This window comes from Polyangium fumosum (assembly GCF_005144585.1).
GTDB classification, from domain to species: Bacteria; Myxococcota_A; Polyangia; order Polyangiales; family Polyangiaceae; genus Polyangium; species Polyangium fumosum.
In genome coordinates this window covers 59676-82197 of sequence record NZ_SSMQ01000057.1, presented here as the reverse complement: position 1 = coordinate 82197, position 22522 = coordinate 59676, and the positions used below count along the sequence as shown (strand labels likewise).

Here is a 22522-nt window from a genome sequence, read left to right as displayed (position 1 = left end):
GCTTGGCCTCGCAATACGCTGACGTCGACCTCCACATCTCGCCCTGCTTCGGGGTTTGTCCAAGGGACATGGCCCCGCATTACACCATCCCGCGATGGTTTGGTAGAGAAAAACACCAGTCACCTAGGCCCGTGCCCGGGAGGCTCCACGTCGTCGGCGTACGGCACCACAGCCCCGCGTGCGCGCGGCTCGTCGCGGCCGTGCTCGCGCGCGTCGACCCGGCCGTGGTGCTAATCGAGGGACCGTCGGACTGGAACGTCAAAATGGCGGAGCTCGCGCTCGACCACGCGCCGCCGATCGCGATCTTCACGCATTACCTGACCGAGGACGGCCCGGTCTCGTCCTTCACGCCGTTCTGCGCGTTCTCCCCGGAGTGGGTCGCGCTCCGCTGGGCCTTCGAGCACGGGAAGACCGTGCGGTTCTGCGATTTGCCCTCGTGGAGCAAAGCGTTCGTCGGCGTGGAGAATCGGTATCGCGACGAGGACGACCGTTATGAACGAGCGCTCGATGCGCTTTGCCGCCGCACGGGCACTTCGGACCTCGACGCTTTGTGGGATCATCTCTTCGAGGGCCGCACCCCGGACGAGCTCGAACCCGCGCTCGAAGCCTATTTCCAGCAGATCCGAGGCGACACGGAGGCGAGCGAGCGAGACGCGCCCCGGGAAGCCTTCATGCGGGACCATGCCTCGTGGGCGCTCACGCGCGGCGACGTCGTGCTCGTATGCGGCGGGTATCATGCGCCCGCGCTCGCCTCGATCACGCCCGGCGGCCCCGAGCCCGTTCCCCCGGCGCCCCCGCTCGGCGGCCAGAGCCACCTCGTGCCCTGGACCTATGCCCGCATGGATAGCTTCGCCGGATACCAGGCCGGAATGCCCTCGCCGATGTGGTGGGAGCTCGAATGGAAGCTCGGCGCGGGCGTGGCGGAGGCGATGCTCGATCGCTGCCTGGAAGCCTTGCGCAAGAACATGCAACGGCCCACGGTCGCCGACCATATCGCGGTTCGCACGGCCATCGGCGCGCTCGCGGCGCTGCGCGGGCACGAGGCGCCGAAGCGCGTGGACGTGCTCGACGGACTGCTCTCCGCCCTCCTCCGCGAACCACTCCCCGGCCCGCCGCCCTGGTCGCGGCGTGGCATCGTGACGGGCGATCTGCACCCCACGCTGGCGACGCTCCTCCGCACATTCACGGGCGATCGGGTGGGCCGGTTGTCCGCGGGGACGGAGCGACCGCCGCTCCTCCGCGACGTGCACGAGACGCTCTCCCGCCTCGGGCTCTCGCCGCCGAGGAACCCGCAGACGGTCTCGCTCGATTGGCGCATCGAGGGGGATCGCGAGCGATTGCGGGTCCTGCATCGATTGCGATTGCTTGAAATCCCGGGGTTCGTCCGGGTGCGGGGGCCGGCGTGGGGCACCGATGCGCGCATGGCCGAGGCCTTCAAGCTCGTCTGGCGGCACGATCAGGATCCGGCCATCATCGAGGCCTCGCGCTGGGGCTCGACGCTCGAAGGCGCGGTCTCCTTGCTCCTCTCGCACCGCTTGCTCGCGGCGGATTCGCTCGGCGCGCGCGTGGACGCGCTCGGGGACGCGGCCTTCGTCGGGCTCACGAAGCTCGCCGGCGAGATCCTCGATCTCGTGGCGAATGCGGTGGCGACGACGCCCTCGTTGGGCGCGCTCGGGCCGGCCATCGAAAAGCTCCTCGGCCTGTGGCGACACGGCGAATGGCTGGAGGTCGTCGGCGCGCCGATGTTTGCCCCGGTGCTGCGCGCGGCCGGCGAGCGGTCGTTGTCGCTGCTCGCTGGCATTCAGGGGACGGACCTGCTCCCGGCCGATCTCAACGCGATGCGCTCGCTCGCCGAGCTTTTGCGCCATGGCGAGGCGCTTGGCCTCGATCCGGACGATACCCGCGCCGTGCTCGCGCGCAGGGCCACGGACCGGGCCGCGCCCGCGATGCTGCGCGGCGCCGCGCTCGGCGCGATCTGGCTCCTCGACACCGAGGCCGCGCCCGCGGATTCAGCCGTCGACGGCGCGCTCTTCGCCGCCTCGGAGGGGCGGCTCGGCGATTACCTCGCGGGCCTGTTTGCCCTCGCGCGTGGGCCTGCGCTGCGCGACGAACAGCTCATCGGCGCGGTCGACGCGGCCCTCGGCAAGCTCGACGAGGGTGCCTTCCTCGTCGCGCTCCCCGCCTTGCGCCTCGCCTTTTCGTGGTTTCCTCCGGCCGAACGCGCGCGAATCGGCGCGCTGCTCGCCACGCGCTGGGGCAAACGGGCGGATGCGTCCTGGATCGGGGACGTCCCCGCGAACGTCTTGCAAGCCGGCCTCGCGCTCGACGCGCGGGTGCTCTCCTGGGGCCGCGCGCTCGGGGTGCTCGAATGAGCACGTACGACGCGGAGACGCGGTGGCGGCTGATCCTCGGTCCCGCCGGCAATGACGGTCTCGGGGCCACGGACGCCGGAGCAGGCAATGCCGATGACCTCGAACGCACCCTCGCCTGGCTTTACGATCGCGAGGCCGACGGCGAGGCGAGCCGCTCGATTGCACGCGGCGGCCCGGCCAACGGGCCCGAGCACCCGCTCGACGTGCCCGAATGGCTCAACAAGATCCACGAACTCTTTCCGAAAGAGGCGATCGAGCGGCTCGAATCGGATGCGCTGCACCGTTATGGCATCCTCGACGTGGTCACGCGGAAGGAGGCGCTCGAAAACGTCACGCCTTCGCTCTCGCTCGTCGAGGCGATCCTGCGCTGCAAATCCCGCATGGACGCCCACGTGCTCGACGCCGCGCGCGCGGTCGTGAACAAGGTCGTGGAGGACCTGAAGAAACGTCTCTGCGATGAAATCGAGCATCGGCTCGGCGCGACGCCGTTCCGGCACCGGCGCTCGCGCTTCCGCGTGGCGCGGAACCTCGACGCGCTCCGGACCATCCGGAGAAACCTCCAGCACTGGGACCCGGACAAACGCCGGCTCGTGATCGAGCGCCCGGAGTTCTTCGCGCGCGTCCGGCGCTTCGGGCCGCGCTACCAGGTGATCGTGCTCGTCGATCAATCCGGCTCGATGGCGCGCAACATCATTCACGCGGCCGTGGTCGCGTCGATCCTGTGGAAACTCCCGTCCACGCGCTCGCACCTCGTCGTGTACGACACGGAGGTCGTCGATCTGACGCCCTACGTGGATGATCCCGTCGAGCTCCTCATGCGCGTGCAGCTCGGCGGGGGCACGGACGGGGCGAAGGCGCTGCAATACGCGGCGGAGCTCGTGGACGTGCCGCACCGGACGGTGCTGCTCTGGATCACCGATTTCGAGGATCACGCAGACAAACTCGTTCGGGAAGTGACCGCGCTCGTCGGCGAGGGGGTCACGGTGTTCGGAGCGGCGTCGCTCGACGATCAGGTATGCGGCGCCTACGACCACGGCGTCGCGCAGGCGGTCGCGGACGCGGGCGCGCACGTGGCGGCCACGACGCCGAGCAAGCTCGTGGGCTGGCTCGTGGAGAAGATGCGGCGATGAGGGCGGATCTTGCAGCCCTGACGCCCGAGGCGCTCGCCGCGCTGGCGAACGTGGGCCTCGTGAAGCGCGCCCAGCGGGAAATCGAGGCCGGACAGGGGCCGAAGGTCCACGAGGACGAGAAAGGCGTCGTCGTCGCGACCTTCCCGGACGGCATTTCGACGCAGCTTCTCCCGGGCAAGGCGCTGAAGGACACGCCCTGCGGGTGCGGGGCGAAAACAGTGTGTCGGCACCGCATCGCGGCCGTGCTCGCTTATGCGGCGGCAGCCGGGTCCGAGACACGGCCGCCGTGGGAGATCAGCACCGAGGAGCTTTTGGTTTGGCTCGGCGAACGGGCGCCGCGCGTGGACGCCGCGGAGGCCGCGGGGGTGGAGGTCGAGCTCGGGACGAGCCCGCCGATCGCGCGTTTCTCCGGGTGCACCGTGCGATTCTTGGCGGGAGCCGATCTCGCGCATGCGCGGTGTGATTGCGCGACGCCGTGGTGCGTGCACGTGCCGCTCGCGGTTCGGGCGTTTCAGCGGCTCTCCGTGGAGGCTCGGGCGCGGGGCGCGGCGCACGTGCGCCTCGGGCCGCCGCCAAAACCCACGATTCCCACGGCCGTGCTCGCCGGCGTGGAGGGCCTCCTCGGGCGAACCCTCGCGCGCGGGCTCGCGGACGCGCGCGGTCTCGCGCAGGCGCGCGAGGAGGTCCGCGCCCATTTGAAGGAATACCCCTGGCTCGACGGCTTGATCGAGGACATCGAGGCGCAACGCGAGGCGTGGGAGATTCGCTCGGCGCTGCACGACGCCGGGGAGGTGCGGAGGCTCGTCGCCGAAGGATGGGCGCGCGTGCGGGCCGCGCGAAGCGGCGGGGATCCCGCGGCGTTGCTCGGCCTCGGCGAGCCGCTCGAAGTCCCGCTCGATCGGGCGCGGCTGCTCTCGCTCGGCGCGCGGCTCTCGGCGGCGGGATCGGCGCGCTCTTTGGAGGTGCTTTTCTGGGACGGCGCCACGGTCGTGTCGTGGAGCGTGGCGATCCCCGACAAGGTCGAACCGGCCTCCGTCATCGCAGTCGCAGGTACGCCGCTCGGGGTCCTGGCCGGCGGGCAGATCATCTCGCGCCACCTCGTGCGTTTGGCACGGCGAACCATCGAGATCCGGCGCGGCAAGGACACCACGGTGGTCCCGCAGCGCGGCGCGTGGGGCGACATCCCCGCGCCCTTCGGTTTTCCCGGGCCGAGCGCGCTCCTCGCCGACGAAGAAGGCAGACCGCCCTCGTTCCTGCGCCCGCGCGCGCGCACGGCGGCCCTGCGGGTCGTCGCGACGAACGGGGGTGTGCAGGGGTTGTCATGGTCGCCTGGGCGGCAAACGTTGTCGGGGTGGATCGAGGACGACGACGCCCAGCTCCGCATAGAACGGGCGTATGAAGGGTTCGCCCCCGGCGCCCTCGCGGCGCTCGCGGAGGCGCTCCCATCGGCGCGTTACGTCTCGGGCTGGCTGCGTGAATCGCGCGGCGGGCAGGTGCTCGAGCCGATCGCGGTGGTCACCGATCACGTCGTCATTCCGGATCTCGCGCCGGCCGCGCCGATCCCCGCGCTCCCGATCGCCGCGCCCGAGGCCGCGGATCTGCTCGGCGCCGCGCTCGGGCGGCTCGAATCCGCGCTGGACGCGCTGGCGCAGGACGGCGTGCTTTCGGCGCGAATCCCGCCGCTCGCGCCGGCGCTCGCCGCGGTCGGATTGCGGGCGATGGCGGCGACGTATACACGCCTCGAAGCCGCGCGGGCGGCCGGGGACCTCGGCGAGGCGACAAAAGCCTGGGCCGACGCGGCGATCTCGGTGGCGCTCGCGCGGGCGTGAGCGCGGCTAAAGGGGGTACACGACCGTATTCGGGATCATCGTGGTGTCGTAGATGCACCGCTTGCCGCCGAACAGGAGCTTCCCGTCCTCGACCACCAGCGTGTCCCGGTATTGCCCGGCGACGAGCACGGTCGTCTCGCGCTCCACGAGCGTCTGGAGCAGCACGAAATTCGAGACGGCCTCGATCCGCTCCTCGCTCCGCCAGACCGGCCGGACGTTGCTGATGAAATGCCGGTACGTGCGCGGCGAATAAAACAAGACCTCTTTGAGCGCGGTCGCGCGATCGATCATCATCCCGCGCCCCTCGCAGCGCACCAGCGCGAGCGGCAATCCGCGCTCCTCGTTTTCCCGGGAGACGACCTCGTAGAGCGCCCCCGCCGTGAAAAAGAAGGGCCACCGTTCGAGCGCGCCCTCGTCGAGGGCGGCGGCGTAGTCGTAGAGGACATCCTCCACGGCCGCCCGCAAAGCATATCCGCGCAGGGTTTCCGGGTTCATCGCTCGTCCTCCGCCCTGACGAAGCCCATCACGTGCATGTAATGGTGGAAGAACGCCCGGAGCGCGGTCTCCGTCACCATGACGTTCGCGTCCTCCCGATCCCGCCCGCCCATTTCGACGACGGCACACGCGTCCCGGGCATTCCGAAGCCCCTCCTGCGTCGCCTTCAGCGCCTCGCCGTCGTCGAGGGAGACCAGGCCCGCGGGGCCGAACAGGTTCGCTTGGCGCAATCGCCGCGTCGAAAGCGCCTCGTCGTCGTCCTCGTAGCCGAAAAACGTCCACGAGAGCTCGGTGCTGTCGGGTCCACGCGGGACGATGTGGCGCGTCGCCAGCGAATTGCCCTGCTGGTGGAGGATCAGGTTCGGGAAGAGGGTCATCATGACGACGCCGACCCCATCGTGGAACTCCGCTTGCATGTCGAGCAGCCGGCGGTCCTGCAGCGTGTAATCGCTCTTGTACGAGGCCATCTCGCTCGCGGCCACCGTGAGCTGCCGCCCGCCGTGGCGCGAGACGAGCGCCGCATGCCGCCCGGAGGGGTCGAGCCGCACTTCGGATTTTTGATCCGCGCGGAACAGACCAAACGTGACGAGAAACGAATGCAGTAAGGTCGCGTGGTAAGGGTCTTTCGTGTTCTCCAGGATGAGCTTCCAGTTGCAGGGGATCCGCTGGCGCATGTATCCGAGCACCCGCAGGGGACGACCGTCGAAGACCCGATCGAAGTACGCGCGCATCGGATCGGCGAGGTATCTCTCGAACGGCTCGGGCTCCTCGGCATACGACGCGAACACGGCGCCGTTGTGGTTCGTCACCCGGAGCTTGCGCAGCGGGTGGTCAGCGAGGTCGAAATCGTCCGGCATTCCGCCTTCGCCGTGGATGCCCCGCTTGAACGGCACGCCGCAGAGGTTGCCCTCGAGGTCGAACGTCCATTGATGGTAGGGGCACAGGAAGCGCGTGGCCTTGCCCGCGCTGGCGCGGCAAAACTCCATTCCTCGGTGGGCGCACCGGTTTTCGAGGACGTTGATCTTGCCTTCCTTGTCGCGCACCAGGATGACGGAGCGATCGCCCACGTGGCTCCGCTGGAAACGCCCCGGTTCGGGGACCTCCGCGGCGAGACCCACGTAACACCAGGACTGCCCAAAGATCCGCTCCTGCTCGACGCGGAAGACCTCCGGATCGTCGTAAATCCAGTACGGAGCCCGGCTCGCGCCCTCCGCCGGCCACACACGCATGGGTTGCTTGGTCATTGGACTCTCCATCCCCGAGGAGAACATCGGGACCAGGCAGAGTGCGAAAAAACGACCGTCCGCGCGTCGCCTGTGCGACTCTCGCCCCCCTGCTTGCTCCTGCAGGTCTGCGTGAAAAACACATGCCAGCAATGGAAAACCCGATCACGGGCGTTCCAGGGCGACGGATGAAGCTCGATCGACGTACCTTCTCGGCCCTCGCGCTCAGCACGCTCGCCGGGTGTGAGGAACGGACACCCACCCCCGCAGACGCCGCCGCGGACGCCTCCGCGGACACGCCCGCATCCGCTGCGCCCGCGCCCACCGCCGCTCCCGCGCCCGCGCCCGCCGATGACGTCCCGCCCCTGTTCCGCGCGCATCCCGGGCTCGCGCCGCACCTGCCGCGCCTCGCGCTCGGCCTCTTGCCGACGCCCGTCGCGCGCGCCGCGAAGCTCGGCGAAAAGGCCGGACTCGCGGGGCTCTACGTCAAGCGGGACGATCTCGCCGGCGCGGCCTATGGCGGAGGCAAGACACGCAAGCTCGAGTTTTTCCTGGCCGATGCCCGCGCCAAAGGTGCGCGCGAGATCGTCACGTTCGGCGCCTTTGGGTCGAACCAGGCGGTCGCCACGGCCCTGTACGGCGCGGCGCAGGGCTTCGCGGTCACGCTGCTGCTCGCCCCGCAAACGCCGAGCGCGTACGTCCGGACGAACCTGCGCGCCGCGCGCCGCGCCGGGGCCACGATCCGCGTCGTGATCGGCGGTGTCGCCGAGGCCGAGGCCCGCGCGAAGCGGGCCGCGAAGGCGGCCCAAGGCGTCGCGCCGTACCTCGTGCCCCCCGGCGGATCCTCGCCGCTCGGAAACCTCGCGTTCGTCAATGCAGGCTTCGAGCTCGCCGAGCAGGTCGGAGCCGGCCATTGCCCTTTGCCCGATTGTATCTACCTCGCCATGGGCACGATGGGCAGCGCGGTCGGTCTCGCGCTCGGCCTTGAGCTCTCCGGGCTCCGGACCGAGGTCGTCGCCGTGCGCACGTCGAGCCCCGAGACGTCGAGCGAGGCGCGGTTTTTCGCGATGGCCCGGGAGACCGTGGCCTTCGCGCGTTCGCTCGATCCGACGTTCCCGGACGTGCGCCTCGGCCGCGCCCGCGTGCGATTCTCGACGAACCACCTCGGCGCCGGCTATGGCGCGCCGACACGAAAAGGAGAGCGCGCCATCACGCACGCCGCGGAGACGGAGGGCATGGCGCTCGAACCGACCTATACGGGGAAAACCCTCGCCGCGTTGCTCGACGATGCCACGCGCCTCGCGGGGAAGGTCGTGCTCTTCTGGAATTCGCAGAACAGCCGGCCGCTCGTGACCGAGGGCGTGAAGCCCGAGGACTTTCCGCCCATCCTCCGACAAATCGTCGCCGATCGCTGAACGCCGCCGTCAGGGCGTCCAGCTCACGTCGACGGTGCGGCTCAGCATGAACAATGCATAAAGCCCGATTTGCATCGCCGGCGGGGCGATCGGCTCCTGGAGCGTCGCGGTCCGCGCGAGCGTCACCTGGAGCGGGCACGGGCCAGGTACCGCCGGATCCAACGGCGCAAGCTCGGCCTGGAGGATCTCGTATTGGCCCACGTCGTTCGGCAACGTGCGGCTCAGCGGCTTGATACACGTCCCGTCGACGACGAGGCCGAGCACGTGTTTGCCCTCGGGCGCGGCATTCCAGGCGAGCTTCAGCGGGGCATCCCCGAGGAGCGGCTCCGCCGTGAGCCCGATCGGAGGCGGCACGGGGATCACGCGGTCGACGATGCTCCGGTCCGCCCGGCGCTCCAGATCCAGCGTGATATCCCCCGACAAACTGGCGGCATCGGCGAGGTATACGGGGCGCTCGTCCTCCTCGACCTCACGCAGCGTGAGGGGGTTTCCCCCCATGCGGAGCCGCAAAGTGTCTCCGTCCGACAAACGCAACCCGCCGAGCGGGCTGGAGATCCGGACGCGCACCGTGGCGCCGTCTCCGCTATCGGTCGCGTCCAGGGAGACGAGCATGTCGAGGGTCGAGACGTCGGTCGAGCGCATGGGCTCGTCCTCGCACCCGGCGAGCATCACCAGCGCGACGAGCCCGATCCAAAACGCACGCGTCTTCATCAGAACACCACGAGCCCGGCGAAGACGCCCCCGCCGATCGATCGATAAAGCCGCGCCGGCTCGCCGCCCCGCACCTCGTCGACCCGCACGCGCGCGCCCAGTTGCAAGAGGCCCGTGCTCACGCCGAGCTCGACATCATGCTCCTGCAACGCGAGCTCGTTCGTGGTGATCGGGACGAAGCGGTAGGCCGTTTGAAGGCCCACGGTCCCCGTGGGAAAAATCCGGAACCGCGCGAGGCCAAACGGCGCGCCGTGATACCCCGGTTCGAGCCAAACGGGGCGGCCGTACTCGAAGGTGCCGCCCACGCCGAGGACGAACGATCCAGGCGCCCGGCCCTTCCAGCGGAACGGAGCGACGAGGCCCGCGCCGGAGAGGCCGATCTCGACCTGCGCATTCTCGTCGAATCCGATTGGGCCGCCGTTCAGGTGAATCTCGAAGCCGAACCGCTCGTGCGGGAAACGCACGACGTCGAGGTCGATGAAGCCGACGAGGACCTGGTACCGCGCGAGCGTCCCGAATCCCAGCATTTTCAGGCCCCGGACGTACATGACGCCCGCGTCGAGCCGCGCCATCTCGACCGTCGAGCGCTCCCGCGGCGCGGAATGGTTCCCGGCCGGCGCGGAAGGCGCCGCGACGGGCTCGGACGGCGGCGGGAGCTCGGGCAGAGGTTCGGCCGGCTGCGAGGGCGCGGCCTCGTCAGGCGAAGCCGCGCCGAGCACGAGGGGCGCGAGGAGGCAGAGGAGGGCGCGGGCGGCGCGGCTCTCGTGGGTTCGTAAAGCTCGGTTTTCCGTGGCTGATGCGCGCATGACTCACCGGGGTCGCACGAGGCGACCTTACCACGACCGGATGAAGTTTGATATCCTCGGCCCCGCCGCCGCTGGGGGCGGACGCGGCTCCTTTCTTTTGCGCGACAAGGACGACATGACCCACATGCGCTCATTCCATCCCTCGATGTCCGGGCGGGGCAAACCCCTGCTCTCCTTGCTGCTCGCCTCGGGCCTCTCCCTCGCAGCCGCCTCCTGCGGCGAGAGCGAGGGTCGTCCCGGGGGCCGGACCGGGGGCTCCACGACGGGCGGCACGCGCAACACGACGTGCGAGAAGGGCGAAAGCAAGGGCGAGGTGGCGGCGCCCGAATACAAAATGACGCTCGGCGGCGAGACGAGCTGGTTCGCCTCGCCCGTCGTGCGCGACCTCGACGGCGACGGAAACCGCGAGCTCATCGCGGCCTATGATTCGGTCTTCGTCCACGACGCGGAGGGCAACGTGCTCGCGAAGGCCGAGGGCGGCGAGGGGCGCGTGTACGCCCCGCACGTCGTCGCCGATCTCGAAGGCGACGGGCTCGTCGACATCGTCTACGGCAGCGATCACGAGGTATGGGCGTACGAGTGGAAGGACAAGACGCTCGTGCCGAAGGCGGGTTTCCCCGCGAGCACGACGACCGCGAACAACGCGCCCGAGGTGCGCGGCATGGCCGCAGGTGACCTCGACGGCGACGGCGTGCTCGAGATCGTGGTGACGACGACGCAAACCGCGAGCACGGAGGACGGCGGGGCGCAGGTCTTCGTGTTCCGCGCCGACGGGTCGCTCCACCAGCCCGCGGGCATCGGGTTTCCGGCGTGGCCGCGCTACAATGCCCTCACGGGCGCCGGGAATGACGCGGATCGCAATGGCATGGGGCATTCCGGGTATGGCTGCTACGGGCTCAACGTGGCGGTCGGGAACATCGACGACGATCCGGAGCTCGAGGTGCTCGCGACCTACGACAACCACCACATCCAGGCGTTCGACCACGATGGCGTGGCGATCGACGCCGCGCCGTTCTTCACGAACCGCGCGAACGAATTCGAGGGCGAGCGCCTGACCTGGGGCCAGTTCATCCGCTGGGCCGATCCGAAGGTGGAGGCGGACCATTACAACCTGCACACGGGCGAGTGGCCGCACCCGTCCTTCGCCGAGTGGCTCCAGTGGACGGCGTCGCCGCCGAACGTGGTCGACCTCGACGGGGACGGGAAAAATGAGGTGCTGGGCGTGCCGAACATCGAAAAGAACGAGCCTTATGAGACGCAGGCGTATGCGATCATGGTGCTCGAAGGCGCGCATGGCGATGGGAGCCGCTCGGCGATGCGCAAGCCCGGCTGGGAGACCTTGCCGCGCGGGGAAAAGCCCATCGAGGTGGAAGGGTATTACCCGCCGGGCGGCGTGCCCGCGGCGACGACGGTGAACATCCAGGGCGACGACAAACCCGAGATCGTGGCGCCGTTCAACGACGGGTTCGTTTATGCGTTCGGCGCGGACGCGAAGCAGATCTGGCGCTTCAATTACACGCACGGCAAAGCGATCATGTTCGCGACCGAGGTGACCGTCGCGGACCTGAACCAGGACGGCTCACCCGAGCTGATGTTCGCCACGTATGGAGATCCGAACGTGCTCGACTCGGGGTATCTCGTGATCCTCGGCGCGGACGGGACGTTGCTGCACGACGTGCCGCTCCACAACACGGGCGAGCAGAATGGAAATGGCAACGGCGCGCCCGCGGCGCCCGCCATCGGGGACCTCGACGGCGACGGGCAGGTCGAGATCTTCGTGCAGACCTTCGAACACGGCCTCGACGTGTTCACGGTGCCGGGATCGGCCGAAAATTGCCTGCTCTGGTCCACCGCGCGCGGCGGCCCGCTCCGCATGGGTCAGCCGAACGGAGATTGAGGTTCGATTTTTTGCTCGGTGACGGGTCGCCCCCTTCCCACGAGACGGAGCCGTGATTATCTAGCGCCCTTCCCGTTGGGAGGAGAACCCGATGAGCCAGAACGTTTTCGTCACAGGTACGAACAGCGGCTTCGGCCGCCTGATCACGCTCACGCTCGCGAAGAAGGGCCACACGGTCTTCGCGACGATGCGCGACATCACGGGCCGCAATGCGGCGGCCGCTGAAGAGCTCACGAAGGCCGGCGAGGGCCGCGTGCACGTCGTCGAGATGGCGGCGACCGACGACGCGTCCGTGAACAAGGCCGTGGCCACGGCGCTGGAGAAGGCGGGACACCTCGACGTCGTGGTAAACAACGCCGGATACGCGGCGCTCGGCCTCGAAGAGACGCTGACGAGCGAGGATCTCCTCCGGCAATACGACGTGAACGTGGTCGGCCCGCACCGCGTGCTCCGCGCGGCGCTGCCGTCGATGCGCGCGCGCGGCAAGGGCCTCGTCGTGCAGATCTCGAGCGCCCTCGGGCGCCTGGTCTTCCCTGTGATGGGCGCCTACGGGTCGAGCAAGTTCGCGCTCGAAGCGCTGAGCGAGGCGTATCGTTATGAGCTCAAAGCGACGGGCGTCGAGCTCACGATCGTGCAGCCGGGCGCGTTCCCCACGGAATTCGGCCAGAAACTCGCCGTGGGCGGCGAGCAGGAGCGCGCCCAGGGCTACGGGCCGTTCGCGAACGCGGTGGAGATGATGGGCAAGAGCTTCGAGAAGATGTTCTCGGGCGACAACGTGCCGAGCCCGCAGCTCGTGGCGGACGCGGTCCTCACGCTCGTCGAGGCGTCCGCGGGCAGCCGCCCCGCGCGCGTGGTCGTCGACCCGCTGCAGGGTCAGGCAGCCGAGGGGCTGAACAAGGCGCACGCCGAGGTGCAGAAGCACCTGCTCGCGGGCATGGGCATGGGCCACCTGGCGGATTGACCCGTCTCACTCACCCCTTCCCGCGCCCGAGGACCTCGGCGTAAACCTCGGGATCGAACCCCACCACGAGCGTTTGTCCCACCCGCATCGTCGGGGCCCGCAGGCCGCCCGTCGGCCCGAGCAGGGCCCCGAGCACGTCCGCGTCGGGCGGATGCGCACGCATGTCCAGCGTGACGCGCTTTTTTCCTTTCACCGCGACGACACGCTCGGCCTGCCGGGCGAGCGTGAGCGCCGCTTCCTCGCCGAGCTTCAGCTTGCCGGCGTCGGCCATTTCCGCGATCGACACATTTTCTTGCGCGAGAAACTCCCGCGCTCGGGTGCACGAGGTTCACCCCTTGCGATGATAATACCAGTCGGCTCGCTCGTTCATGCCGGATTCCTCCTTCGCCGGCACGATGAAGGGTTTTACCCGGAACGTCAAGCCGTTCGGCGATCGAAGAGGTTGCCTCGCGTGGCGCATGCATCCTAGACTGACAGCCCGCTACGCTCCTCATCTACATCTACCTGCCATGGAGTCCGCATCATGAGCGTCTCCACCCTCGACGCAGAGGCCCTGGCGCCCTCGCTGCGGCGCAGGCTCACGTTGTTCGACGTCCTCTGCATCGGGGTCAACGCCACGGTGGGATCGGGCGTGTTCGCGCTGCCCGACGACATGCACCGGGTGATGGGCGGGTTTTCCCCGCTCTCCTTCGCGCTCTGCGCGCTGCTCCTCATGCCCGTGGCGCTCTGCTTCGCCGAGCTCGCGGGCCGGCACGCCGACACGGGCGGGACATACCTCTATGCGCGCAATGCGTTCGGCGACCGGTCCGGCTTCCTCGTCGGCTGGTTTTGCTGGGCGAACACGTTCGTGAGCTGGGCGGCGAACGCGAGCCTTTTCGTGGAGCTCGTGGGGATCCGCGCGCCGTTCGTGGGGTCGGCCGTCGCGGCGGCGGTCGTGATCGCGCTCGGGGCGGTGAATTATTTCGGAGTGAAACCCGGCGCGTGGGTCGTGAACGCGATGACGCTCGGCAAGCTCGGCGCGATCCTGTGTTTCCTCGTCGTGGCCGTGTCGCTCTTCGATCCATCGCGGCTCGGGGGAAAACTCCCGCTCGGCGCGCTCGGCGTGGGGCAAGGCGTGTATCTCGCGCTCTTTCCGCTGCAAGGCTTCGAGGTCGCGCCGATCGCGGCGGGCGAGACGCAAAACCCCCAGCGCAACGTGCCGGTCGGGACGCTCGGCGCGCTGTCGATCTCGGCGCTGCTCTTCATCGTGGTGCAGGCCGTGTTGGTCGCGACGTACCCGCGCATCGGCGAGGAGTCGGGGCAGCCGCTCGTGGACGCCGCGCGCTACATCGGGCCGACGATCGGCGCGATCGTGGTCGCCGGCAGCTTGCTCTCGGTCGGAGGATTCACGGCGGGCAGCGCGCTCGGATCGCCGAGGTACGCGCAGGCGATCGCGGCGCACGGGCTCATGCCCGCGGCGCTCGCGCGGATCCACGGGCGCTGGGGGACGCCGCACGTGGCGATCTTCTGGACGACGGTCATCACGGCGGCGCTCGCCTTTTTCTTCGATTATCGGCGCCTCGTGGGGATGTCGAACATCACGATCGTGATTCAATATCTGTTCACGTGCCTCGCGGTGCCGGTGCTGCGGAAAAAAGACGGCGAATCGAAGGGGTTCCGGGTGCCGGGCGGGAAGGTCGTTCCTTTCGTGGGCGCGATCGGATCGGTGGCGCTGCTCGCAGGCGCGGAGCGGCCGGAGTTTTTGTTCGCCGGCGTGACGCTGGTGCTCGGGATGCTGGTCGCGCTGGGCACGAAACGATTCGGGCGCGCCGAGGGCACGTGAATGCCTTGACAGGCAGGCCCGGGGGCTGATGCGATCCGCGCCATGCGGATGTCTGCTTCGCCCTGGTCTCTCGTCTTGCTGGCCCTCGCCGGCTGTGGTCCAGGCCCGGCGATCGTATCGGACCCCGACGAGGCGCTGAAGCCACGGTCGTTTGCGTCCGCTGCGGTGTCCGCTTCGGCGAGCCCCTCGACGTCTGCGTCCGCGTCCGCTCCCGACAAACCGAAGCTCGAAGTGGCGGGCGGCGCGCTGCCGCTGCCGCCTTTTTCGTGCGGCAAGGGCAAGGAAATCGCGGTCGCGACGGGCACGTATTGCGTGTTCACGGAGCTGCGCTCGTGGCAGGACGCCGAACGGCATTGCGAGGAGCACGGCGGGCACCTCGCCTCGATCACGTCCGAGGCCGAGGCGCAGGCGATCCGCGCGGCGATCGTCTCGCCCGTGACGGGCGAAAACCTGTGGATCGGGCTCGTCGAGCCGACGGAGGGGCGATGGCTCGGCCCCGACGCCAAACCGGCACGTTTCTTCGCGTGGAACGACGGGGAGCCGAACAACGACGGCGGCGCGGAGAACTGCGGGTCGTGGCTCCTCGGGAACGGCCGCTGGAACGACGTCGATTGTTTCGTGCCGCGGATGGCGCTCTGCGAGAGCCGGTCGCCCGCCGGGACGAGAGGCGCGCTCAAGTGCGGCGAGGACAAGCGGATCGTCGTCGGAAAACGCGAGTATTGTTTGCAGGACGCCGCGACGTGGCAAAATGCGCAGGCGCGGTGCGTGCAATCCGGCGGAGACCTCGCCGTCATGGATTCCGCGGAGGAGAACGACGCGCTGTTCGCCGCCATCGGCGCGAAGATCGACGTCGGGTCGATGTGGATCGGCCTCTCGGACGCGGGCAAAGAGGACGATTTCCGGTGGGCCTCGGGCGAGGCGCTCGGCGCGCCCCCGTGGCGTGGCGGCGAGCCGAACAACCTCGGCGACGAGGATTGCGCGGAGTGGCTCCCGGGCGACGGGCGCGCGAACGATCTCGCCTGTCAGGAAAAACGCGCGAGCTTGTGCGAAAAGCCGAAGGCGAGCGTCGCGAGATGACGGCGACGTTCGTCCTGGTCCACGGTCCTTTCCTCGGCGGATGGGGTTTTCGGCGCGTCGCGTCGCTGCTCGAAGGCGGGGGGCACACGGTCTTCACGCCGACGCTGACGGGCATCGGCGAGCGCTCGCACCTGCTCGGCCCGCACGTGGGGCTGTCGACGCACATCGAGGACATCACGAACGTGCTCGTGTACGAGGATCTTCGCGACGTGATCCTCGTGGGGCAAAGCTACGGCGGTATGGTCATCACCGGCGCCGCGGACCGCGTGCCGGAGCGGATTGCGCAGCTCGTGTACGTCAACGGGCACGTGCCGACGAACGGGCGGAATGCAATGGGCGGGTTCGGCGGAGGGGCGGCCGAGAGGCTCGGCGAGATGTCGGGCCAAGAAGGGCCCCGGCTCTTGCCGCCCTTTCCCTTCGAGGCGATGGGCATTGACGACCCCGCGGATCGAGCGTGGGTGGGGCCGAGGTTGACGCCGCATCCGATGAAATGCCTCGAAGAGCCGATCGTGCTCGCGCACGGAGAACCCCGGATGCCCCGCGCCTACGTCCACGGCACCGCGCGTGAGGACCTGATCGCCTTTTTGAAGGCCGATCCGATCGCCCAATTCGTGGAGAAAGCACGCGCGGACGGTTTTGCGTTCTACGAGCTGGCCGCGGGGCTGTTCCCCATGATCAGCCACCCGAAGGAGCTCGCCGAGATGCTCGAAAGGATCGCCGCTTCCGCTCGTTAGGCGGCCGATGAGGCGCGCGTTTGTCCCTGCGCGCCGATATCGCGGACCACCTCCGCGAGGCGGCCGGCGATCGCGCGGCGGTGGAAGGGTTCGAGGCCTACGGGCCGGGAGGGAAGGAGCGGCTCGCCGCGCTGGAACGAGCGCGCGATCCGTTCGAGCGCCGCAGCAATGGCAGCGGGCTCGCGCGGGGGCACGACGACGCCGAGGCGGTGGCGATCGATGAGGCCCGAGAGCGCGCCCTCGGGCGCGAGCGCGAGGCAAGGCCGGCCGACCGCCATGATGTCGAAGATTTTGCCCGGATAAATGGCCGCATTGCCGGGGATGTCGTCGACGATGACGAGCGCGAGGTGGCTCTCCGCGAGGAGCGAGAGCGCCTCGTCGTGCGCACGAAAGCCGAGGTGCCGGACGATGGGGAGCGGGGCCTCGTCGAAGACGGCGCGCTCGGTATCGACGACGCGGCCGACGAAGCGAATGTCGAAGAGGTTTGCGAGCGCGGGCGCGCGCTCCGCGAGGAGGCGGAGGCCAGCGAAGAGGCCACGCGGCGAGGTATGCCAGAAGGTCGTGCCGGCATAGGTCGCGACGAGCTTGCGTCCAGGCGCATAGGGCGGCGGAGGTGCCGCGGCGATGTGCGCGAAATCGTCCGGATCGTAGCCGTTCGTCAAGGTGATCACGCGGCGCGCGTCGAGGTCGCGATACCGCGCGAGCAGGTTCTGGCGGAACTCTTCGGTGGCCGTGAGGATCCGCGCGGCGCGGCGGACGAGAGCAGGCTCGATCGTGTCGATGGCGCGCGCGAGGAGCGGCCCGCCGTGCATTTCGTAGGTGGCCGCGGTGCGCCATTCGTCGCGGTAATCGAGGACGAACGGGACGCGCGAGAGCGGTCCGAGCAAAAAGGGCGAGAAGGGCGGGCCGCTGACGAGGACGGCGTCGACGTTCGCCGAGAGGCGGCGAATCGCGGCCGCGGCCGCGGGGAGCCAAAGGATCTGCGGGTCCGGGACGAGCGCGGCGGAGGCGAGGCGCGCGAGGGCGCGGCGCGCCCCGGCGAAGCGGCCTTTCGAGGCAGCGCCGCGCCAGACGGCGGCCTTTTTCTCGTAGCTCGGTTCGAGGGTGCGGACGCGGACGACTTTCACTTCGGCCGGGACGTCGCGAAGCAAGCTCTCGTCCCGGATGGGGACGGACGGGTTTTCCGCCGTGAGTACGGTGGTCTCGACGCCCCACGCAGGCAGGTACTTGGCAAACTTGGTGACGCGCTGGACAGCGACGCCGCCAACGGGCGGAAAAGCATAGGAAACGATGAGCAGACGCAAGACCAACCCCCCAGTCGACGATGGGGGCTGCGCTCGGACAAGCCGAGCTACGCCCCCATACCCCCGCGTGAAATGCCGGGTCAACGATTGCACGGCGGCGCGGGCCGGGCAAATGGGGGCCAGGTGTGAGCGAAAAGAGCGTCCTGGGCGCGGTTTTGTCCTTGGCGCCCCGGCGGGATCTCGCGTAGAGATACGCCTGCCGTGGATCTGCTCTACTTCGCGCTTCTCTGCTCCGTGCTGATCTTCGTGCACGAGCTCGGCCACTTCGTGTGGGCGAAGATCTTCGGCGTGAAGGTGCTCACGTTCTCGATCGGTTTCGGGCCGAAGGTGCTGCGGTTTCGAGGACGCGAGACGGAGTATTGCGTGGGGCTCCTGCCCCTCGGCGGCTTCGTGAAGATGCTGGAGGAGAACCGGCAGGAGCCGGTGCTGCCCGAGGATCGCAAGCGTACGTTCGAGGCGCAGGCGCTCTGGAAACGCGTGATCATCGTCATCGCGGGCCCGGCGATGAACATCCTGTTCCCGGTTCTCCTTTATTTCTCCGTTTTCGTGGGGGAGACGCGTTTTTCGCCCCCCACGGTCGGCTTCGTTTTGCCCGGACATCCGGCCGAGGGAAAACTCACGCCGGGCGATCGGGTGCTCGAGGTGGACGGCGAGCGAATCTCGACGTTCGCCGAGCTCGCGCGGATCATCGGGGAGAGCCCCGGCAAAGAGCTGCGGCTCAAGGTGTTTCGCAACAACGAGCACGTCGAAGTCGTGGTGGTGCCGGAGGAGAAGGTCGTCCGGAAGCCGCTCGACATCGTGGAGAAGGTCGGCGAAATCGGCATCAAGCCGAGCCGGCCCGCGGCCGTCGTGGGGATTTCGCGGCCCGATTCGCCGGCCTACCGCGCAGGGCTCCGGACGTTCGACCTCGTGACGGAGGTGCGCGGGCGGCCGGTGAAGACGTTCGCGGACCTCGAAACGGCGCTGTCGGAGAACCACGGCGAGACGGTGCCGGTGACGTATTTGCGGCCGGTGAAGGTGCCACGCGCGTTCGGCGGGCTCGCGGACATGGCCGTGTACGAGTCGGGCGTGGCGGCGCTGACGCCGGAGGCGAGCGGGCACGGCGATCTGGAGTCGCGGACGGGGCTCGAATCGGCGGACCTTTATGTATTCGACGTGGCGGAGGGTTCGGCGGAATGGAACGCCGATATGCGGCCCGGCGATCGAATCGTGGAGGTGGACCAGGCGGTGGTGACGGCGTGGGCGACGTTCCTCGAACGGCTGCTCGTGGCGCCGGATCGGCCGCACATGGTGACGTGGCTGCGGGGCGGGGTGAAGAAGAGCGGGACGATCCTGCTGCGGCGCGAGGACTGGATCGACGAATACGGCCAGCACCGGCCGCGCTATTTCGTGCGGGCGTCGAACTGGTCGCCGGTGGTGCCGGAGGCGTACGTGGAGCACGCGTCGCTCTTGCCATTCGCGCTCAGGAGCGCGCTCGACGAGACGTACGACGTGATCCGGTTCATCGTGGTGGGGATCGTGCGGATCGTCGAGGGCAAGGTGAGCATCTCGACGCTGGGCGGGCCGATCACGGTCTACGACGTGGTCGGCGAGGAGGGCTCGAAGGGCGTCTCGTATTTCGTGTGGGCGATGGCTGTGATTTCCATCAACCTCGGGCTCGTGAACCTGCTCCCGATCCCGGTGCTCGATGGCGGTCATCTCCTGTTTTTCCTGTTCGAGGCCGTGTCGAGGCGGCCTCTGCCGCTGCGGGTGCGGGAGATCGCGAGCCTCGTGGGCCTGCTCGTGCTCTTTGCATTGATGGGGGTGGCGTTCAAGAATGACGTGGAGCGACGGTGGGACGTGATCCAAGGGCAGTTGAGGGAGCTCGTTGATTAGCGAAGCAAGGCTCATCGCGGCGCGGGTGCTCGCGCGGGTGTGGAGCGCGGAGGCGTTCGCGGCCGCGGCGCTCGACGCCGAGCTCGGACGGCGGTCCGGAATGGACCCACGCGACGCGGGGCTCGCGACCGAGCTCGTGTACGGGGTCTTGCGGACGGAAGCCGCGCTTGTCGTCAGGCTTTCGGCATTGACGCCGAAGAACAGGCTCGACCTGCCGTCGCCGATCGCGCGGGCGCAGGTGCTCATGGCCGCGTATGCGATCTGCTTTCTGGATCGGGTGCCGGCGTTCGCCGCGGTGAACGAGGCGGTGGGGGCGATCCGCGCGGAGGGGGACGTGCGGACGGGGTCGTTCGCGAATGCGATTTTGCGCAAGCTCGCGGCGGAGGTCGAGGCGAAGGGGCGGCCGTCGCTGATGGAGGCGGCGAGCGCGTCGGCGCCGGGGTGGCTCCGAGGATCGCTGCGTCGATCGCTCGGGCGGAGCGCGGCGGAGGCTTACCTCGCGGCCGGGCCGGTGCCGCCGCCGCTGGGGTTGTCGCTCGCGCTTTCGGAGGATCGGGCGGCGTGGGTCGCGCGATTGCGGGAGGTTTGTCCAGAAGGCACATTCGAGGAGGGGCACGCCTCGCCGCGGGCGATCCTCGTGCGCGGGGCCGGGGACGTGCGGCGGTTGCCGGGCGCGGGGACGGCTTGGATCGTGCAGGAGGAAGGGGCGCAGGTGGTGGCGCTCGCGCTCGGGGCGCGGCGGGGCGAGCGGGTGCTCGACGCCTGCGCGGGGCGAGGAAACAAGACGTGGCTGCTCGCGGACGAGGTGGGCCCCGAGGGCGCGGTCGATGCGGCGGATCTCTATGCGGCGAAGCTCGAACGGTTGAAGGAAGGGCCAGCGGGGCGCGGGGCACGGGCTGCGTACGCGGTCGACTGGGCGGCGCGGACGGGGTCGTTCGAGGAGGTGCCGCGCGATTATGACCGGGTGCTCGTGGACGCGCCGTGCTCGGGGGTGGGGACGCTGCGGCGGCGGCCGGAGATCGCGCTGCGGCGGACGGCGGAGGACGTGAAACGTTTGTCGGAGCTGCAGATTGCGATCGTGCGGAGCGCGGCGACGCGGGTGAAGGACGGGGGGCGGCTGGTCTTCGCGGTGTGCAGCGTGCTGCGGGAGGAGGCCGAGGAGGTGGTCGAGCGGCTCGCGGGGGAGCCGTCGGGCACAGGGGTGCGGCTGGAAAAACAGCCGATCGAGGCGGAGCTTCCGCGGGAGATCCTGAGCGAGGGAGCGACGAGCTTCCGGCTCCTGCCACACGTGCAGGGGACGGATGGGTATTTCGTGGCGGCGTTTTTGGTCCGGAAGGAATGACGGGCGGCGCGGTTCAGGGGTAGGCCGCGAGAGGCGGACGAGAGCCCCCTACCCGCCCACCTGCTGCACGAGCCCTCCCACCACCTCACGCACCCCCGCCCGCACGGGCCGCGTCGCCCTCTCGATGACCCGTCCTGCCACGTCCGGCGCGAGCAGCGCCGAAACCGGGTCCAGCAAATGTTGCACGCGGACGAACTTCTGGAACACGAGCTCGTCGTCCGGGACTGTATTCATGAGCTCGTCCATGTACTTCCCCACCACCCGGCTGATCCCCCCGGGGCGCTCGCCCCGCGTCGCCGACCAGCGAAAATCCTCGGTGATCGCCATTCCCCACACCGATTGCAGGACCCGCGCGAGGCGCCGCTGGAATCGGCGCGACAACCCCACGAGGCTCGGGCCGCCAATGCGCTCGCGTTGCTCCGCAAGGCAGGCCGCGAGCTCCATCGCGCCGAGCACCGCCATCGTCATGCCCTGGCCATACATCGGGTTGAACGAGGCGACCGCGTCGCCGAGCGCCACGAAGCGGTCCGGGAAGCGCTTCAGCTCCTCGAAATGGCGGTGCCGGTTCTCCGTCTTCGCCGAGCCATAGATCGGAGAGGCCGGCTCGGCTTTCTGCACGAGATCCCATACCTCGGGGAATCGCAGGTTGCGGACCCAGGCGTTGAATCCCTCTTCGTCGAGCGGCGCGCGTTCGCCCGCGATGCCCATCAGCGTGACGAACCACTTGCCGTCCTCGCACGACATGAAGCCTCCGCCCCGCGGCAGATCCGGGGGGGTCGGGAGGTCCACGACGAGGTTGTACCGCGAGAGGCTACGAGGACCACGATACCAGCGGGTCGAATAAGACAGGGCCGCGTCGACCGTCTCCTCGCGCGGCGTCGAGTAGCCGAGCTCCGCGAGCCACTCGTCCACCCGGCCCTCGCGGCCGCACGCCGCGACCACGAAGTCTGCCCGCAAGACGTCCTCGCCACGGCTGTCGCGGATCTTGACGCCCGAGACCCCGTGACCCTCGCCGACGAGGCCCTTCACCTGGACGCCATGACGAAACTCGACCCGGCCGCCACGCTCGAGCCGACACCGCATCGTGTACTCCCGAAACGGGCGGCTCGCGAAGCTCACCTCGACGCCGCTCGTCGAATGCGGCAGGCGGAATATCGGAAAATTGATGAGCGATGTGCCGGCATAGTCGCCCCACGGCGCCCCGGCCGCCGTGAGCTCTTCGCGGAGCCCCGGGAAGAGCGCTTCCAATCCTTGCTCACCGCCCGCGAGGAGAATGTGGACGTGCCGGGCCTGGGGGACGCCGGCGCGGTGCTCGGCGCCGCTCTGCGGTTTGTCGCGCTCGAGCACGGTGACGCGGTCGAAATGCTCGGTGAGCACACGCGCGGCGGAGAGGCCCGCGATACCACCCCCAATGACGATGGCATGCCTTCCGGATCCGTGCGTCGCAGTAAACGTCATGGCGGTCCTCCTCGACAAACCGGACCGGGCGGCGGTCAGGCAAGGGCCCGTGGTCCGGGAGCGGCCGCTCA

General features: G+C 69.3%; 18 protein-coding genes and 1 pseudogene. 11 read left to right on the top strand and 8 right to left on the bottom strand.

The window, feature by feature from the left end:
* Nucleotides 1-131 precede the first annotated feature (131 nt).
* Genes E8A74_RS38240 through E8A74_RS38230 form a run of 3 tightly spaced genes read left to right on the top strand, consistent with a single transcriptional unit; the run spans nt 132 to nt 5331 of the window.
* Nucleotides 132-2372 (top strand): DUF5682 family protein, encoded by a 2241-nt coding sequence (locus E8A74_RS38240; protein WP_136934047.1) that lies wholly within the window; start codon nt 132-134, stop codon nt 2370-2372.
* On the top strand, nt 2369-3502 hold the full coding sequence (locus tag E8A74_RS38235) for a VWA domain-containing protein (protein ID WP_136934046.1): 1134 nt from the start codon (nt 2369-2371) through the stop codon (nt 3500-3502). Before E8A74_RS38240 ends, E8A74_RS38235 begins: the two co-directional genes overlap by 4 nt.
* Entirely contained in the window at nt 3499-5331 is a 1833-nt protein-coding gene (locus E8A74_RS38230; protein WP_136934045.1) for a hypothetical protein, read from the top strand. The genes E8A74_RS38235 and E8A74_RS38230 overlap by 4 nt, the downstream gene beginning before the upstream one ends.
* Before the next feature lie 6 nt (nt 5332-5337).
* On the opposite strand, the gene E8A74_RS38225 is transcribed toward E8A74_RS38230, so the two are convergent.
* Together E8A74_RS38225 and E8A74_RS38220 are read right to left on the bottom strand one after the other, a co-directional pair.
* Nucleotides 5338-5826 carry an aromatic-ring-hydroxylating dioxygenase subunit beta gene (locus E8A74_RS38225; protein WP_136934044.1) on the bottom strand — a complete coding sequence of 163 codons (489 nt, stop codon included), beginning with the start codon at nt 5824-5826 and terminating at the stop codon, nt 5338-5340.
* On the bottom strand, nt 5823-7070 hold the full coding sequence (locus E8A74_RS38220) for an aromatic ring-hydroxylating dioxygenase subunit alpha (protein ID WP_211365542.1): 1248 nt from the start codon (nt 7068-7070) through the stop codon (nt 5823-5825). Before E8A74_RS38220 ends, E8A74_RS38225 begins: the two co-directional genes overlap by 4 nt.
* A 167-nt stretch (nt 7071-7237) precedes the next feature.
* Between E8A74_RS38220 and E8A74_RS38215 the strand changes: the two genes are divergently transcribed.
* Nucleotides 7238-8464, top strand: a complete 1227-nt coding sequence (locus E8A74_RS38215) for a 1-aminocyclopropane-1-carboxylate deaminase/D-cysteine desulfhydrase (protein WP_170229688.1) — start codon at nt 7238-7240, stop codon at nt 8462-8464.
* Between the two features lie 9 nt (nt 8465-8473).
* On the opposite strand, the gene E8A74_RS38210 is transcribed toward E8A74_RS38215, so the two are convergent.
* Complete coding sequence (locus E8A74_RS38210; RefSeq protein WP_136934041.1) at nt 8474-9175, bottom strand: hypothetical protein; 702 nt, start codon at nt 9173-9175, stop codon at nt 8474-8476.
* Nucleotides 9175-9981, bottom strand: coding sequence for a hypothetical protein (locus tag E8A74_RS38205; RefSeq protein ID WP_170229687.1), 807 nt, complete (start codon nt 9979-9981; stop codon nt 9175-9177). Before E8A74_RS38205 ends, E8A74_RS38210 begins: the two co-directional genes overlap by 1 nt.
* A gap of 40 nt (nt 9982-10021) precedes the next feature.
* On the opposite strand from E8A74_RS38205, the gene E8A74_RS38200 reads away from it, so the two are divergent.
* Together E8A74_RS38200 and E8A74_RS38195 are read left to right on the top strand one after the other, a co-directional pair.
* A complete protein-coding gene (locus E8A74_RS38200; RefSeq protein WP_170229686.1) occupies nt 10022-11878 on the top strand; it encodes an FG-GAP repeat domain-containing protein in 1857 nt (618 codons plus the stop codon).
* A gap of 91 nt (nt 11879-11969) precedes the next feature.
* Entirely contained in the window at nt 11970-12839 is an 870-nt protein-coding gene (locus E8A74_RS38195; protein ID WP_136934038.1) for an SDR family oxidoreductase, read from the top strand.
* 10 nt (nt 12840-12849) lie between these two features.
* Here E8A74_RS38195 and E8A74_RS38190 read toward each other — a convergent pair.
* Together E8A74_RS38190 and E8A74_RS55695 are read right to left on the bottom strand one after the other, a co-directional pair.
* Nucleotides 12850-13155: pseudogene (locus E8A74_RS38190) on the bottom strand (ArsC family (seleno)protein); the annotation flags it as partial.
* Nucleotides 13156-13167: 12 nt separating this feature from the next.
* Nucleotides 13168-13299, bottom strand: a complete 132-nt coding sequence (locus tag E8A74_RS55695) for a hypothetical protein (RefSeq protein ID WP_269749917.1) — start codon at nt 13297-13299, stop codon at nt 13168-13170.
* A 63-nt stretch (nt 13300-13362) separates the two neighbouring features.
* Here E8A74_RS55695 and E8A74_RS38185 point away from each other — a divergent pair, with 63 nt between their 5' ends.
* From E8A74_RS38185 to E8A74_RS38175, 3 genes are read left to right on the top strand one after another with little or no spacing between them, the layout of a single operon-like run.
* Entirely contained in the window at nt 13363-14661 is a 1299-nt protein-coding gene (locus tag E8A74_RS38185; RefSeq protein WP_136934036.1) for an APC family permease, read from the top strand.
* Nucleotides 14662-14703: 42 nt separating this feature from the next.
* Nucleotides 14704-15738 carry a C-type lectin domain-containing protein gene (locus tag E8A74_RS38180; RefSeq protein ID WP_136934035.1) on the top strand — a complete coding sequence of 345 codons (1035 nt, stop codon included), beginning with the start codon at nt 14704-14706 and terminating at the stop codon, nt 15736-15738.
* Complete coding sequence (locus E8A74_RS38175; RefSeq protein WP_136934034.1) at nt 15735-16472, top strand: alpha/beta hydrolase; 738 nt, start codon at nt 15735-15737, stop codon at nt 16470-16472. The genes E8A74_RS38180 and E8A74_RS38175 overlap by 4 nt, the downstream gene beginning before the upstream one ends.
* Here E8A74_RS38175 and E8A74_RS38170 read toward each other — a convergent pair.
* Nucleotides 16469-17776: a glycosyltransferase family 4 protein gene (locus E8A74_RS38170; protein ID WP_136934033.1), complete on the bottom strand. Its 1308-nt coding sequence runs from the start codon at nt 17774-17776 to the stop codon at nt 16469-16471. The two genes, E8A74_RS38175 and E8A74_RS38170, sit on opposite strands and share 4 nt — an antisense overlap.
* A gap of 201 nt (nt 17777-17977) precedes the next feature.
* Between E8A74_RS38170 and rseP the strand changes: the two genes are divergently transcribed.
* The gene (gene rseP / locus E8A74_RS38165; protein ID WP_136934032.1) at nt 17978-19651 is read left to right on the top strand and encodes an RIP metalloprotease RseP; all 1674 of its coding nucleotides are present in this window, start codon (nt 17978-17980) and stop codon (nt 19649-19651) included.
* A complete protein-coding gene (locus E8A74_RS38160; protein WP_136934031.1) occupies nt 19644-20993 on the top strand; it encodes an RsmB/NOP family class I SAM-dependent RNA methyltransferase in 1350 nt (449 codons plus the stop codon). The genes rseP and E8A74_RS38160 overlap by 8 nt, the downstream gene beginning before the upstream one ends.
* Before the next feature lie 48 nt (nt 20994-21041).
* Here the strand turns inward: E8A74_RS38160 and E8A74_RS38155 are convergent, their stop codons facing one another.
* Nucleotides 21042-22451, bottom strand: coding sequence for an FAD-dependent oxidoreductase (locus E8A74_RS38155; RefSeq protein ID WP_170229685.1), 1410 nt, complete (start codon nt 22449-22451; stop codon nt 21042-21044).
* Nucleotides 22452-22522: the final 71 nt, after the last annotated feature.

What these genes read in the sequence shown, in the direction of transcription:
- E8A74_RS38235 (WP_136934046.1), top strand. Translation starts at nt 2,369, where the DNA reads ATGAGCACGTACGACGCGGAGACGCGGTGGCGGCTGATCCTCGGTCCC.
- E8A74_RS38230 (WP_136934045.1), top strand. Translation starts at nt 3,499, where the DNA reads ATGAGGGCGGATCTTGCAGCCCTGACGCCCGAGGCGCTCGCCGCGCTG.
- E8A74_RS38225 (WP_136934044.1), bottom strand. Translation starts at nt 5,826, where the DNA reads ATGAACCCGGAAACCCTGCGCGGATATGCTTTGCGGGCGGCCGTGGAG.
- E8A74_RS38220 (WP_211365542.1), bottom strand. Translation starts at nt 7,070, where the DNA reads ATGACCAAGCAACCCATGCGTGTGTGGCCGGCGGAGGGCGCGAGCCGG.
- E8A74_RS38215 (WP_170229688.1), top strand. Translation starts at nt 7,238, where the DNA reads ATGAAGCTCGATCGACGTACCTTCTCGGCCCTCGCGCTCAGCACGCTC.
- E8A74_RS38210 (WP_136934041.1), bottom strand. Translation starts at nt 9,175, where the DNA reads ATGAAGACGCGTGCGTTTTGGATCGGGCTCGTCGCGCTGGTGATGCTC.
- E8A74_RS38205 (WP_170229687.1), bottom strand. Translation starts at nt 9,981, where the DNA reads ATGCGCGCATCAGCCACGGAAAACCGAGCTTTACGAACCCACGAGAGC.
- E8A74_RS38200 (WP_170229686.1), top strand. Translation starts at nt 10,022, where the DNA reads ATGAAGTTTGATATCCTCGGCCCCGCCGCCGCTGGGGGCGGACGCGGC.
- E8A74_RS38195 (WP_136934038.1), top strand. Translation starts at nt 11,970, where the DNA reads ATGAGCCAGAACGTTTTCGTCACAGGTACGAACAGCGGCTTCGGCCGC.
- E8A74_RS55695 (WP_269749917.1), bottom strand. Translation starts at nt 13,299, where the DNA reads ATGCGCCACGCGAGGCAACCTCTTCGATCGCCGAACGGCTTGACGTTC.
- E8A74_RS38185 (WP_136934036.1), top strand. Translation starts at nt 13,363, where the DNA reads ATGAGCGTCTCCACCCTCGACGCAGAGGCCCTGGCGCCCTCGCTGCGG.
- E8A74_RS38180 (WP_136934035.1), top strand. Translation starts at nt 14,704, where the DNA reads ATGCGGATGTCTGCTTCGCCCTGGTCTCTCGTCTTGCTGGCCCTCGCC.
- E8A74_RS38175 (WP_136934034.1), top strand. Translation starts at nt 15,735, where the DNA reads ATGACGGCGACGTTCGTCCTGGTCCACGGTCCTTTCCTCGGCGGATGG.
- E8A74_RS38155 (WP_170229685.1), bottom strand. Translation starts at nt 22,451, where the DNA reads ATGACGTTTACTGCGACGCACGGATCCGGAAGGCATGCCATCGTCATT.